This is a genomic window from Halobacillus sp. ABD4_316 (genome assembly GCF_056161385.1).
This window is the reverse complement of record NZ_JBSWZA010000001.1, coordinates 474761-488370: the sequence shown is the minus strand read 5'-3', so window position 1 is coordinate 488370 and position 13610 is coordinate 474761. Positions and strand designations below refer to the sequence as shown.

13 protein-coding genes are annotated in these 13610 nt (G+C 45.6%); all 13 read right to left on the bottom strand.

What is annotated here, in order from left to right:
- Positions 1 to 55: 55 nt before the first annotated feature.
- The 13 genes from ACXAJH_RS02660 to ACXAJH_RS02600 all read right to left on the bottom strand — a co-directional run bounded on the left by ACXAJH_RS02660 (position 56) and on the right by ACXAJH_RS02600 (position 13426).
- Positions 56 to 634 (bottom strand): outer spore coat protein CotE, encoded by a 579-nt coding sequence (locus ACXAJH_RS02660; RefSeq protein WP_027954283.1) that lies wholly within the window; start codon positions 632 to 634, stop codon positions 56 to 58.
- A gap of 169 nt (positions 635 to 803) precedes the next feature.
- On the bottom strand, positions 804 to 1232 hold the full coding sequence (locus tag ACXAJH_RS02655; protein WP_027954282.1) for a YlbF/YmcA family competence regulator: 429 nt from the start codon (positions 1230 to 1232) through the stop codon (positions 804 to 806).
- Positions 1233 to 2798 (bottom strand): tRNA (N6-isopentenyl adenosine(37)-C2)-methylthiotransferase MiaB, encoded by a 1566-nt coding sequence (miaB, locus tag ACXAJH_RS02650; protein ID WP_474971440.1) that lies wholly within the window; start codon positions 2796 to 2798, stop codon positions 1233 to 1235.
- 194 nt (positions 2799 to 2992) lie between these two features.
- Complete coding sequence (locus ACXAJH_RS02645) at positions 2993 to 4168, bottom strand: glycine C-acetyltransferase (RefSeq protein ID WP_474968554.1); 1176 nt, start codon at positions 4166 to 4168, stop codon at positions 2993 to 2995.
- A 17-nt stretch (positions 4169 to 4185) separates the two neighbouring features.
- Positions 4186 to 5226: an L-threonine 3-dehydrogenase gene (tdh, locus tag ACXAJH_RS02640; protein ID WP_474993017.1), complete on the bottom strand. Its 1041-nt coding sequence runs from the start codon at positions 5224 to 5226 to the stop codon at positions 4186 to 4188.
- 243 nt (positions 5227 to 5469) lie between these two features.
- A complete protein-coding gene (locus ACXAJH_RS02635; RefSeq protein WP_474968552.1) occupies positions 5470 to 5730 on the bottom strand; it encodes a stage V sporulation protein S in 261 nt (86 codons plus the stop codon).
- 108 nt (positions 5731 to 5838) lie between these two features.
- On the bottom strand, positions 5839 to 6636 hold the full coding sequence (locus ACXAJH_RS02630) for a TIGR00282 family metallophosphoesterase (RefSeq protein ID WP_474968551.1): 798 nt from the start codon (positions 6634 to 6636) through the stop codon (positions 5839 to 5841).
- Positions 6637 to 6718: 82 nt separating this feature from the next.
- Positions 6719 to 8281, bottom strand: a complete 1563-nt coding sequence (rny, locus tag ACXAJH_RS02625) for a ribonuclease Y (RefSeq protein ID WP_027954276.1) — start codon at positions 8279 to 8281, stop codon at positions 6719 to 6721.
- Between the two features lie 270 nt (positions 8282 to 8551).
- The gene (gene recA / locus ACXAJH_RS02620) at positions 8552 to 9595 is read right to left on the bottom strand and encodes a recombinase RecA (protein WP_474991955.1); all 1044 of its coding nucleotides are present in this window, start codon (positions 9593 to 9595) and stop codon (positions 8552 to 8554) included.
- A 167-nt stretch (positions 9596 to 9762) separates the two neighbouring features.
- The gene (locus ACXAJH_RS02615) at positions 9763 to 11001 is read right to left on the bottom strand and encodes a competence/damage-inducible protein A (RefSeq protein ID WP_474993015.1); all 1239 of its coding nucleotides are present in this window, start codon (positions 10999 to 11001) and stop codon (positions 9763 to 9765) included.
- Positions 10998 to 11576, bottom strand: a complete 579-nt coding sequence (gene pgsA, locus ACXAJH_RS02610; protein WP_027954273.1) for a CDP-diacylglycerol--glycerol-3-phosphate 3-phosphatidyltransferase — start codon at positions 11574 to 11576, stop codon at positions 10998 to 11000. Before pgsA ends, ACXAJH_RS02615 begins: the two co-directional genes overlap by 4 nt.
- Before the next feature lie 107 nt (positions 11577 to 11683).
- On the bottom strand, positions 11684 to 12616 hold the full coding sequence (locus ACXAJH_RS02605; RefSeq protein WP_474971443.1) for a helix-turn-helix domain-containing protein: 933 nt from the start codon (positions 12614 to 12616) through the stop codon (positions 11684 to 11686).
- Positions 12617 to 12634: 18 nt separating this feature from the next.
- Positions 12635 to 13426, bottom strand: coding sequence for a DUF3388 domain-containing protein (locus tag ACXAJH_RS02600; protein WP_474993013.1), 792 nt, complete (start codon positions 13424 to 13426; stop codon positions 12635 to 12637).
- Positions 13427 to 13610: the final 184 nt, after the last annotated feature.

The window sequence follows — 13610 nt, the reverse complement described above, 5'->3', positions numbered from 1 at the left end:
CCTGTGTTTCAAAGCCTTTCCAAAAAAAAGAACCCCCTGCTGAAAGATCAGGGAGTTAATGCTTATCGTCATGGTCATCACTGCTTGAAGAAGATGGAAGGAAGTCCGTTTCAATCGCTGAGTAATCATCTGATGACAAATCCTGCTCATAGTCGTCATCGTGTCCGCAGCCATGCGGGTCCACTTTTACGCAAAGCTTGGTTTCACCAATGACATCAACCACAAACTCTCTTTCTACTTCTACTACAATTTTCTGGCCGTTGCCGGAAATCGTAGCTTCCAGGCAGTTCGGCTGTTGGACGACTTTCGCAATGACTTCAAAATCATCATGAATGCAGTTGTCGTCTTTCACACTCAACTTAACGTAGTCGCAATAGGTCACCCGTTCTGTTACGACCTCTGTCTTAGTATTGTCGTTGTAGGAATACCAGACGTTAATGTCATAACTGCCGGATACCTCTACGTGATCCCCTTTCTTCTTCGCGTTGTAGATGTGGTTGATAACCCAGCATCCCAGAATACTTGTTGGACGGTGGGAAGGGCTGATGGTGTGCGTGGATTCTGTAAACTTTTTACCTTTACCGATTACAGCTTTGGTAATAATTTCTCTGTAATCCCGTTCAAAAAAAGACATGAGCTCTCATTCCTCCTTATTCTACCACCCATCCTATGCATGGTCTGGGCGAATGGTGATTCCATGAGAAAAGCCTAAGGACGTGTTTACTTCATTGTATGCACGAGCCTATAAAATTGTACGAAAAAAAATCCGCCGGAGGGAAACCCCTCTGACGGAAGTGTATGCATCAACGGCTGCAGCCATGACTTTGATTGTTGGAAGAACCCGTTTCTCCCTGTAGAAGATCTCCTCCTGTGGAACGGATCACCTCATTGGTAACTTCACGGGAAATCGTACTCGAAACCATCTGTAAAATATCATTGATGACCGTTTGTGTTTCTTTAAACTCAGCCACGACCGGGATTTCATCCAGCTCATCCTGCAGACGGTCAATTTCTTTTTCAATTCGGTTCAGCGCTTCCGTTTTTCCATAAGCCTGGAAGTTCACGGCCTGTTTTTGGAGCGCTTTAATTTTCTTAATGTGCGACTGCACCTTCTGGTTTTCATTCAACTTGGATTCCAGCTGCTTGAAGCGGTCAATCTCTTCTATATCAGCCATCATTTTTGCCAGTTTTTTTGCTTCATCGACTACTTCTTGACGTGTGTATTGTGCCATTTATTTCACCTCTACGCTAGATTCTACCAGTTCTCCATCCAGAGACCAAGTTTTTGCCTTGATTACTTTTACAGGTACGATCTTTCCGACAATGGAACGGGGCCCCCGGAAATTCACAAGCTTGTTCCGTTTCGTATATCCGGCCAGGACGTCTGGATTATTTTTGCTTTCCCCTTCGACAAGAACATCCACCACTTCACCCTCATATTGACTCATCGCTTCGGCTGACTGCTGATTCACCAATTTATTCAGACGCTGGAGACGGTCTTTCTTCTCCTCCATCGATACATTATCTTTCATCTTCGCTGCAGGTGTATTATCCCTTGGGGAGTAGATGAACGTATAAGCCGCTTCAAATCCCACCTCTTCTACAAGGGAAAGGGTGTCCTGAAACTGTTCCTCTGTTTCATTAGGAAAACCGACGATAATATCTGTGGTAAGCGTAGCTCCCGGCATAGCGCTGCGAATACGACGGACAAGCTCCAGATACTCCTCCCGGGAATATTTCCGTCCCATAATTTTCAGAACATCTGTATTCCCGGACTGGACAGGAAGGTGGATGTGGTCCAGCATGTTGCCGCCTTTAGCGAGCACTTCAATCAGCCGGTCATCGAAATCCCTTGGATGGGAGGTGGTAAAACGCACACGGGGAAGATCGATGCTCCGAAGTTCATCCATCAAGTCCCCGAGTCCGTATTCCATATCCAGATCTTTTCCGTAAGCGTTCACATTCTGGCCGAGAAGCGTCACTTCCTTATAGCCCTGCGCTGCGAGATGACGGACTTCCTGGATGATGTCTCCAGGGAGACGGCTCCGCTCTTTCCCGCGGGTATACGGAACGATGCAGTATGTACAGAACTTATCGCAGCCGTACATAATGTTCACCCATGCCTTAATTTTCCCTTTTCGTGAACGGGGGAGGTTTTCAATAATATCGCCTTCCTTGGACCATACGTCAATGACCATTTCCTTCCCGAACATCGCTTCTTTTACAAGCTGCGGGAGACGATGGATGTTATGGGTACCAAAGATCAGATCGATGAATGGGTGCTTCTTCAAAATACGATTGACTACGGATTCCTCCTGTGACATACAGCCGCAGATTCCAATAATCAGATTCGGATTCTCCATTTTCAACGGTTTAAGGTGTCCGATTTCTCCGAAAACTTTGTTTTCAGCATTTTCGCGGATGGCACACGTGTTCAACAGGATAATATCTGCTTCTTTCGTGTCATTCGTGGACACATAGCCCATTTCTTCAAAAATACCGGCCATAACTTCTGTGTCATGTTCATTCATCTGGCATCCATATGTACGAATCATATATTTCTTTCCACGGCCGGCCTGATCCATATCTTCCGGTATTTCAAAATCATAATGGATATCTGTTTCCTTGCGTTTCCGGCGCTGGGCATCCCTCATATTCGGAGGCTGATAGGTCGTTTGGAAATATTTGACGTAATCTTCACTTGACTGCTGTTTCAATCGGTTCAAATTGTCCTGATCTGCAGCGGAAATATCAGTCTGACGGATCTGAGACATTTCTTTTCTCTGCTGTTCGTTCATTATAATCTCCTTTCAAGCCGATCCTTCTAACTGTATCATTATATCAAGTTTTTCATGATAAATTAAGTCAAATGGAAAAATACAGAACAAAAAGGACCGTTCCGGCAGTGACCTAACGCAACGATCCTTTTAGACTTTTCTATTTACCTGTCTTTCTGCAAATGATCACAGAGACATACATACGTCCTCTTGATTTAGATAATATTCAGCTTTCTTCCCACTTTCTCAAAAGCGTTCAAAGCCTGCTGGAGCTCTTCCGTGGAATGCTCCGCCGTTACAATCGTCCGTATACGACCTTTCCCCCTCTGCACAGTCGGGAAGACAATGCCCTGGGCAAAAACGCCTTCTTTAAATAATTCATCGGAGAAGGTGTGAGTCAGAGCGTCATCGCCAATCATAACCGGGGTGACCGGCGTTTCACTGATACCCGTATCAAACCCAAGCTTTGTTAAACCATCCTTAAAGAAAGAGGTATTGTCCCAGAGGCGTTCAATTAATTCCGGCTCTTCCAGGAGGACATCGATCGCAGCCTCATTGGCAGCAGTCACAGCAGGTGGATGAGATGTACTGAACAAGAATGGACGTCCTTTATGAATCAAGTACTCTCTCAGCGTTTTTGTACTGGCTACATAACCGCCGAGCACACCGATGGCTTTACTCAAAGTCCCCACCTGGATGTGAACACGACCGTCTAAATTAAAGTGATTCACTGTGCCTCGACCATTATCACCAAGCACACCACTCGCGTGGGCATCATCCACCATAATCAGCGCATCATACTTCTCAGCCAATTCAACAATTTCTGGAAGCGGCGCTATATTACCATCCATGGAGAAAACACCGTCCGTCACAACGAGACGTGTGCGGTAGTCCCCACTCTCTTTCAATGCCTCTTCCAGAGATTCCATGTTCACATGCTTGTAAATTTTCCTGTCGGCTTTAGTCAGGCGGATTCCGTCTATAATCGAAGCATGATTCAACTCATCAGAGATGACAACATCGTCTTTACCAAGAATGGAGGATAATACACCCTGATTGGTAGTAAACCCGGATTGGAAGACCAGGGCAGCTTCTGTATGTTTGAATGCAGCCAGTTTTTCTTCAAAATCTTCATGCATCTTCAATGTACCTGCAATGGTTCTCACGGAACCTGTTCCAACGCCATACTCCGCATTCGCTTCTTCTGCCGCTTTTTTTAACCTTGGATGGGAAGTCAACCCCAGGTAGTTATTGGAAGAAAGCTGGATAACTTCCTTTCCTTTGATTGTCACTTTGGACCCTTGAGCGGACTCCAATGGAATCAAGCGGCGGAATGTTCCCTGTTCCTGCATTTCATCCAGCTCTTTCTGTAAATACTCAAAACCTTTCATCGTTCATCCTCCTTTAATTATGGGTGAAGAATTACTTTTCCGCATAAACCTTCATTCATTAATTCAAAACCTTTTTCAAATTCCTCCAGTTTCAAATGGTGGGTGATGATCGGTTTCACATTCACCTGACCGGATTGCAGAAGACGGGAGACCTGCTGCCACGTTTCATACATCTTCCTGCCCGTGATCCCCTGAACTTCCACTCCTTTGAATACGATATCGTTCGTAACATCCAGGCTGACACGCTTGGTCGGCAGACTCAAAATGGAAACACGCCCTCCATTAGTCACCATCTTAAAACCTTGATCCATAGCTACAGGGTGCCCGCTCATTTCACAGACTACATCGACTCCGTCATGATTCGTCAGTGCTAATGCTTTTTTTACGGGATCTTCTTCAGACGAGTGAATAACAGCTGTTGCGCCCATCTTCTCCGCCAGTTCCAGACGGTATGCATTCAAATCAAAGGCCAGCACCTGGGAGGCGCCTGCAGCGACAGCTACTCCGACAGCCATCAGGCCTATAGGACCACAGCCGATAACCGCAACGGTTTTTCCTGCTACTTCCCCGTTCAAGACGGTATGAACGGCATTTCCCATCGGCTCTTGGATGGAGGCGATATCGGAAGGAAGATCTTCCGGATTCTTCCATAGATTTTCCGCTGGAAGAGCCACATATTCAGCAAAACACCCCTGTGTGTCAACGCCAATGATTTTTGTATGGGCGCAGATATGATACTTTCCTGTCAAACACTGTGGGCAGTGTCCACAGACAAGATGTGTTTCCGCACTGACGTAATCCCCTGTTTTAAAATGCTCCACATTTGTTCCTGTTTCCACAATTTCTCCGGAAAATTCATGCCCGAACACATACGGCGGCTGGACACGACTTTCTGACCATTCGTCCCAGTTATAAATATGTACATCCGTTCCGCAGATGGAGGTAGCTTTGACACGGATGAGCACTTCATCATCCTTAACCTGAGGAATATCCACTTCCTCAAGCTTTGCTCCGGGTCCGCGGTGATGTTTTATGATTGCTTTCATCTTTCCATTCACAGTGAACATCTCCCCTGAATATATTTCATCTTTATCCCTTTACAAAGCCATTCTAACATGAATAGGTAAATAATCAAATTCTCATGTCCACTGTAAAAACACAAGTGATCATAAAATGATACCGCTTTCGATAGAGGCGGGTGCTGCGGGGAATCCATATAAAAAAACCGCACTGATTAAGTGCGGTTTATCCGTTAAAATGAAACAGGTAATGTAAAGTAATGGATCTCCCTGAAGGATCAGTTATCTGGGTTCGACAATCAGTTTAATCGCTGTTCGTTCTTCTTCGTCAATTAGAATATCCGTAAAAGCTGGAATGCATATTAAATCCATTCCGCTGGGGGCGACAAATCCTCGAGCAATGGCTACCGCTTTTACAGCCTGGTTTAGAGCCCCTGCACCAATGGCTTGCATTTCAGCTGATCCTCTTTCTCTTACGACATTCGCTAAAGCTCCTGCTACAGAATTAGGTACGGATTTTGCTGATACTTTTAAGACTTCCATTACTAGTTCCTCCTTCAATCACTATAGTTGTTCCATAACTACTATATTCTTGGAGATGTAGGATATTACCTTTTCATTATGAATGAATTTGTCGCAAAATTCAAATAATCACTCAAAAAAAGGATGGTCGTCGTTGATTAAGATCCGCTTTACTTTCACCGTTTTCCCTGTTTTATCATCCACATCCACCAAGAAGGCGCTTAGTTGTGCTCTTCCCGTTTTAGGTACTTCAAAACGTACAGGAAGATTCGTTTTGAAACGTTTCAACACCGCTTCTCTATCCATTCCAAGGATTCCATCGTAAGGACCCGTCATTCCTACATCTGAAATATATCCTGTGCCTTCCGGAAGAATCCGTTCATCTGCCGTTTGAACATGGGTATGTGTGCCGACCTGAACACTGACTCGCCCATCCACATACCAGCCCATGGCTTGTTTTTCACTGGTCGTCTCCGCATGAAAATCGAGGAAAATTAAAGAGGTGCGCTTAGATGCCTGCTCTATTAACTCATCTACTTTTCGGAACGGATCATCGTTAGGTGCCATAAACGTCCGCCCCTGAAGGTTAATCACAGCAATTTCCCCTTTTGGAGTCTTTACGTACGTAAGGCCCCGCCCCGGCGTACCTTCCGGGAAATTGGCCGGTCGGACAAGATAATCCGCCTTATCAATAAACTCAAAAATCTCCTTCTTATCCCACGCATGGTTCCCGAGAGTCACTGCCTGCGCACCCAGTTCCAGGAACCGACGGTAAATCTTTTCCGTAATCCCTTTTCCGGAGGCTGCGTTTTCCCCATTGATAATCGTGACTGCCGGCTGAAACTTTTTTTTCAATTTTGGAAGATAGGTCTCTACCATATCTCTGCCCGGAGAACCTACAACGTCTCCAATAAATAAAATTCTCATAGATCATTCATTCCTTTAGTTGTGTAATGTTTCCTGTTTTTCCTCTACAAAATAAATAAAGCGGCCGCTAAGGCCGCTTTATTTATTTCGCATACTCGACAGAGCGCGTTTCACGAATGACCGTTACTTTAATATGTCCCGGATAATCGAGTTCTCCCTCGATTCTGTTCCGGATATCGCGCGCCAGTCTTGTTGCTTCAAGATCATCAATTTCATCAGGGCGGACCATAATACGTACTTCACGACCTGCCTGAATCGCAAAGGATTTCTCCACACCTTCGTAAGACTCAGAAATTTCCTCAAGTTTTTCAAGACGCTTGATGTAATTTTCGAGCGTTTCACTTCTTGCGCCCGGGCGTGCTGCAGATAAGGCATCAGCAGCCGCAACGAGTACAGAAATAATTGAAGTAGGCTCTTCATCTCCGTGGTGGGAAGCGATTGCGTTTACGACCGTGTCGTTTTCCTTATACTTAATGGCAAGTTCCTTACCAATTTCAACGTGGCTTCCTTCTACCTCATGGTCTATCGCTTTTCCGATGTCATGCAGAAGTCCGGCACGGCGGGCAAGCATTTCATCTTCACCTAGTTCTGCGGCCAGAAGACCGGATAAGTAGGCAACTTCCGTGGAGTGCTTCAGGACATTCTGACCATAACTCGTACGATACTTAAGGCGGCCGAGAATCTTGATAAGGTCTGGATGAAGACCGTGAACCCCGACTTCGAAGGTTGTCTGCTCCCCGACCTCGCGGATGTAATCATCCACTTCGCGGCGGGACTTATCAACCATTTCTTCAATTCTCGCAGGGTGTATACGTCCATCTTGAACAAGTTTCTCAAGAGCCATACGTGCTGTTTCTCTTCGGATTGGGTCAAAACCGGATAAAATAACCGCTTCAGGTGTATCATCAATGATAAGATCAATACCAGTTAACGTTTCCAACGTACGGATATTTCGTCCTTCCCGGCCGATAATTCTACCTTTCATTTCATCATTAGGCAGATTGACAACAGATACGGTGGTTTCGGCTACGTGATCAGCGGCACAACGCTGGAGAGCAAGGGATAAAATATTTTTTGCTTTTTTATCGGCTTCCTCTTTCGCCCGGTTCTCCGCTTCTTTAATCATAAGCGCCGATTCATGAGAGACTTCTTGTTCAACACGTTCCAAAATAACCTGTTTGGCCTGATCAGATGTTAAGCTTGAAATTCTTTCAAGCTCTGTCTGCTGTTCTTGAAGCATAGCTTTCACTTTGCTTTCCATTTCTTCAATTTGTTGTTGTCTCTCGGCAAGAGTTCCTTCTTTCTTCTCGAGTGAAAGATCACGCTGATCCAGCGTTCCACTCTTACGATCGAGATTCTCTTCTTTCTGATTCAAACGGTTTTCGGTTTTCTGCAGTTCCAAGCGGCGTTCGCGAACTTCACTTTCAGCCTCCTGGCGGAATTTCTGATTCTCTTCCTTCGCTTCAAGAAGAGCTTCTTTTTTGGCCGATTCAGCATTGCGGTGACCTTCCTCCACAATCTGTCTGGCTAATTCCTCAGCACTGGAAATTTTCGCTTCCGCTATCGACTTCCGAATAAGATAACCAACAACAGAACCGATGATAAGGGCAAGCAAAATGAAGATGAGCGAGGATATCAAATCCATAATTTCACCTCCTCTTGCTATGAACTTGGTCCGTTTGTCGGTAAATACAAACGATTCATTTTCAGTTTCATTTGTTAAATTAAGGGTATAAAGATGAAAATGATACACATTCATTTTATGCCTGACTATGCGGAATGTCAAGGAATCCCGCTATGTATCTGCTGACATATGCAAAAATTTAAAACTATCAGTTTATTCCCACTTCTGGAAATATTGGAAAAGCAGCGCTTTTTTCAGCGCTGCTTTCTTCATTCTGCCCGCAGAAACGGTTTATACGTCCAGCGTTTCCTGGCTGTCTTTACTGGAAGTTTCAGTCTTTTCCTCGTCAGCTTCCATACCATAATGGTCGCGGATCAGACGTTTCACTTCCTCATAAACTTCAACGTTCTCTTTCAGGTACTGTTTGGCGTTCTCGCGCCCCTGACCGAGACGTTCGTCATTATATGAATACCATGATCCACTCTTCTGAATGAGATCCAGGTCTGTTCCAATATCAACAAGTTCTCCCTCTCTGGAGATTCCTTCTCCGTACATAATATCTACTTCAGCCTGTCTGAATGGCGGTGCCACCTTGTTCTTAACCACTTTCAAGCGGGTTTTATTCCCCACCATTTCGTTCCCCTGTTTCAATGTTTCTGCACGACGAACTTCAAGACGGACAGAAGAGTAGAATTTCAGGGCGCGCCCGCCGGGAGTCGTTTCCGGGTTACCAAACATTACGCCGACCTTCTCACGAATCTGGTTGATGAAAATAGCCGTCGTCTTCGATTTATTAATCGCACCGGAAAGCTTACGAAGAGCCTGGGACATCAAGCGTGCCTGCAGACCCACGTGGGAATCACCCATCTCCCCTTCAATCTCTGCTTTTGGAACAAGAGCAGCCACAGAGTCAATGACCACCATATCTACGGCCCCGCTGCGTACGAGGGCTTCAGCGATTTCCAGAGCCTGTTCCCCTGTGTCCGGCTGGGAAAGCAGAAGTTCTTCAATGTCGACACCCAGAGCTCTTGCATAGACCGGATCCAAGGCGTGCTCCGCATCAATGAATGCCGCCTGACCGCCTTTCCTCTGTGCTTCCGCAATCGCGTGAAGGGCAACAGTAGTTTTACCTGAAGATTCTGGTCCGTATATTTCCACAATCCGGCCTCGCGGATAGCCGCCGACCCCAAGGGCCACATCAAGAGCCAGTGATCCACTGGGAACGGTGTTAACCCTCTGCTCCGCACCTTCACCCATCTTCATGATCGAACCTTTTCCGAATTGTTTCTCTATTTGACGCAATGCCATATCTAATGCTTGTTTACGATCGCTCATTGTATACCGCCTTTCAAAATTTCTATACTTATCATAACTTGTTTTAAAGGATTTGCCAACCGAAAAGCGAATATTTGTTCCCGTTTTTTTACCTGTTGGGAACGAAAGGTTTTTGATGCTCTCCCAGAGAGAATATCAAAAACCTTTTGCGTTCCATTATTCAAAATTCAATTTTTCAAGTGATGAAATAAAAGCTCAAAGCCTTTCTTCACTGCACGTTCCCTTACTTGATCACGACCACCCGGGAACTGGAACCGGTGGACCTCAGGACTCTTGTCCCTGATCTGGAGGCCGATAAATACGGTTCCAGGCTCCTTCCCTTCACTTGAATCCGGTCCGGCCACTCCTGTAAAACTGACAGCAGCATCCACATGAAGCAGGACCTGGGTATTCAGAGCCATCATCTCGGCACACTCATGACTGATCGTTCCATATTCTCTGATCAGGTATTTTGGAATATCAAGGACCTGCTCCTTCATTTCGGCCGTATAAGTCGTCAGACCGCCCTGACAGACCGCTGAAGCACCAGGAAGGGCAATCATACGTTCTATGAACTTTCCACCTGTGAAGCTCTCTGCTGCCCCAAGACGATACCCTCGGCGGGAAAGAAGGCGCTGAACGGTGCTTTCAATCGTTTCATCGTCACTTCCATAATAAAAATCCCCAACCTTATCAAGAACAACCTTTTTCAACTCAGCAATTTTCGCTTTTGCTTCATCTGTCGTTTCCCCTGTTGCAGTTAACCGTAAACCCACTTCGCCTTCACTGGCCAGAGGGGCAAGGGTCGGATTGGTCTGATGGGAAATGAGCGCCTGCAGCTGTGTTTCAAGATCCGATTCCCCGATGCCTATAAAATGGAGCATCTCCGAAACAATCTCTGATTGAAGAGAAAAGGACTTCTGAAGAAAAGGAATCACTCCGCTTTCCATTAACGCCTTCATCTCACGGGGCACCCCTGGAAGGAACACCCAGATGACTTCTCCCTGTTGAATGATCTGGCCGGGGGCCATTCCTTCCTTGTTATCCAGTACGAATGCCCCGTCAAAAACGTGGGACTGCTTTCTATTATTCAAACTCATTGTTTTATTGTTTTTTTTATAATAAGCTTCGATTCTTTCCATAGACGGAGCATGTTCATGGACAGACTTTCCGAGGACCATACTCCCGGCATCTCTTGTCAAGTCATCCTCTGTCGGTCCGAGGCCGCCTGTAACAATAATAATATCCGAACGTCTCGATGCTTCCCTGAAAGAACCCGCGACACGGTCGAGGTTATCTCCAACCACGGCGTGACTGTATACAGGAAGTCCGAGTTCTGCCATTCTCTGTGATATCCACTGGGCATTTGTATTTGCAATCTGACCTAAAAGCAGTTCTGTTCCTACGGCAATAATTTCAGTTCTCATTTAGAATCTCTCATCACATGCCAGTTTTTCTTGAAGTAATCATAGCCGGAATACACCGTAATGATTAAGGCAAGATACAGCGTAATCATACCAAAGGGAAAACCGATAAAAGCAAATGGCCAGTTATGGAGAAGCAGTGCTGAAATGGCGATGATCTGAATCCATGTTTTCAGTTTACCCATCTGGCTGGCAGCCAGTACACTTCCCTCACCAGCTGCGACAAGCCTCAGCCCTGTAACAGCAAACTCGCGGCTGATTATGAGAATGACAATCCATGCCGGAGCAAGTCCAATCTCTACGAGCAGGATGAGGGCCGCACTTACAAGCAGTTTATCGGCCAGAGGATCGAGAAACTTCCCGAGGTTGGTCACGAGTGAATATTTACGGGCAATATACCCGTCAATCCAATCCGTAGTGGATGCAATAATAAAGAGAACCGCACCGGCAAGGTGAGCCACTGGAAGTTCTCTTTCTCCCATTTCCAGCGTGCCCCATCCAAAAGGTACACTCATGAGAATAATAAAAATGGGAATTAGAAAAATTCTGGATAACGTAATCTTGTTTGGTAAATTCATTTCTCCACACTCCTACTACACAGTAAATAAAAGGCTGCCCGGTCAATCGAGAGGCTTTGTCACTCTGTCGATATTGAAAGGGCAGCCCGTTCATGATTATATAGATTTTATTCCTTCATTTGCAACAATAACTTCTGCGTTGTCAGCTCAGGATCAGGGAAAGTGACTGGTTGATCATCCACGTTCACCGTCATACCGGGAGCATTTCCGGTTTTAATGTATACTTCCTGCTTGTCTCCTATATCAATGGTGACAGGAGAGTCAGCAGATGTATATTCACGGGGAGTCACAAGATTCTCTCCCCCCTGCGGGGATTGAACCTCCATATAGACATTTCCGGAAAATTCAACAGTTACTTTGGAATCTCCAGCCGGCACCACTTCATAAGTGTGCATCGGGAATGAACCTGTCCCCTCTTCCGAAAGTTCCACGCCCGGCTGTTCTTCCCCGGACTCTTCAGGCTCACGATCGTCTTCTTTCTCTTCAGCCTTTTCTTCCTCAGAACCGCTGTCTTCGTTCTGCTCCTGCTCATCCGCCTGTGCTTCTTCTTCATCACCGGACGTTTCTTCAGCCGTGTCTTCTTCAGAACCGGCCGGAACACTGATTTCATCTGATGATGAACTGTCCGCAGGTGCTCCGCTGTCTTCACTGCCGCTCTGCATGAAAATCCAAACGACTAATATCACACCGACGACAAGCCCTACCGTAAGGAAAGTAGGAAGGAAGCGGGAAGTGCCTCCGCTTTTCTGAGCGGCTTCCTGCTTTGATTTCTGTACCCGGCTGAACTGGACCGTATTTTCCTCTTCGTATGTGGGCAGTTCATTTTTGTGCTCTTCCATCACCTGTTCCGGATCCAGACCGACAGCAGAAGCATATTCACGAATGAATGCGCGGGTATAAAATTTCCCCGGAAGAACTTGAAAATCATTACTTTCTATAGCTTGAAGATACCGTTTCTGTATTTTCGTTGTTTCTTGAAGGTCCTCAAGCGAAAGTCCCTTCGTCTCCCTTGCTTCCTTTAATCTAGCTCCAATCTCCATGTGTAACACCATCCAATTTTAAAAATCAAACATGGAAAATCCCTCATTCATCTTCATTTCCGGTTTTTCCACAGGTTCATAAGTAATTTCTTCATCTTCATTGTTTCTAAGTTCAATGATGTAATCAAAGTCATCCAGCTTGTATTCGGTTTCCTGAACAAAAATATCCGGGTGCTCAATGACTTTGGTCGCCGGAAGACGCATAATCTCCCTGACGAGCTGCCAGTGTTTCTCATTGGCCCGTTTTGCAGAAACGATTCCATCAATGATGTACAGGTTATCATCGCTGTATTCCTCATCGATCAGATGGTTCCTTACCGTCTGCTTCAACAATGTACTGGAGACAAACAGCCACCTCTTGTTGGCACAAACGCTTGCCGCCACCACCGATTCAGTCTTACCGACCCGCGGCATGCCACGGATCCCGACAAGCTTATGGCCTTCCTTCATAAACAATTCCGCCATAAAGTCAACCAGGAGTCCAAGATCTTCCCGGTTGAAACGAAAGGTTTTGCGGTCGTCGATATCACTGTGTATGTATCTTCCATGACGGACTGCTAAACGATCTCTTAATTTCGGGCGGCGGAGTTTCGTTACTTTAATCGTGTCCATTGTATCTAAAATCGATTTTAAGCGGGTGATCTGCTCGTCATCCTTGCAGAGAAGAAGCATGCCCCTGTGCGAATTTTCAACTCCATTGATCGTCACGATATTAATGGCCATCATACCCAACAGGGAGGAGATGTCCCCCAGAAGTCCCGGACGGTTGTATTGAATTTCATATTCCAGATACCATTCTGTTTTATCCATGTTCCAACCCCTCTAAAAAAATGTCGGTATTTGTCAAAGACGAGTGATATTTGGATTGATCTACTCTTTTATCTATCATAAAGGATTTTCTTTAAATAGGAAAGGCGGGAACTATGATCTCTGCAAAAAAATAGCAGAAATACATAAATAAAAAATCCGTACAAATTGTACGGATTTTTTTCGA

Bases quoted from the DNA above. Each gene is read 5' to 3' on its own strand.
- rny (WP_027954276.1), bottom strand. From the start codon at position 8,281: ATGGATTTGATATCCTCGCTCATCTTCATTTTGCTTGCCCTTATCATC.
- pgsA (WP_027954273.1), bottom strand. From the start codon at position 11,576: ATGAATTTACCAAACAAGATTACGTTATCCAGAATTTTTCTAATTCCC.
- ACXAJH_RS02605 (WP_474971443.1), bottom strand. From the start codon at position 12,616: ATGGAGATTGGAGCTAGATTAAAGGAAGCAAGGGAGACGAAGGGACTT.
- ACXAJH_RS02655 (WP_027954282.1), bottom strand. From the start codon at position 1,232: ATGGCACAATACACACGTCAAGAAGTAGTCGATGAAGCAAAAAAACTG.
- ACXAJH_RS02630 (WP_474968551.1), bottom strand. From the start codon at position 6,636: ATGAGAATTTTATTTATTGGAGACGTTGTAGGTTCTCCGGGCAGAGAT.
- miaB (WP_474971440.1), bottom strand. From the start codon at position 2,798: ATGAACGAACAGCAGAGAAAAGAAATGTCTCAGATCCGTCAGACTGAT.
- ACXAJH_RS02635 (WP_474968552.1), bottom strand. From the start codon at position 5,730: ATGGAAGTCTTAAAAGTATCAGCAAAATCCGTACCTAATTCTGTAGCA.
- ACXAJH_RS02600 (WP_474993013.1), bottom strand. From the start codon at position 13,426: ATGGATAAAACAGAATGGTATCTGGAATATGAAATTCAATACAACCGT.
- recA (WP_474991955.1), bottom strand. From the start codon at position 9,595: ATGAGCGATCGTAAACAAGCATTAGATATGGCATTGCGTCAAATAGAG.
- ACXAJH_RS02645 (WP_474968554.1), bottom strand. From the start codon at position 4,168: ATGAAAGGTTTTGAGTATTTACAGAAAGAGCTGGATGAAATGCAGGAA.
- ACXAJH_RS02660 (WP_027954283.1), bottom strand. From the start codon at position 634: ATGTCTTTTTTTGAACGGGATTACAGAGAAATTATTACCAAAGCTGTA.
- ACXAJH_RS02615 (WP_474993015.1), bottom strand. From the start codon at position 11,001: ATGAGAACTGAAATTATTGCCGTAGGAACAGAACTGCTTTTAGGTCAG.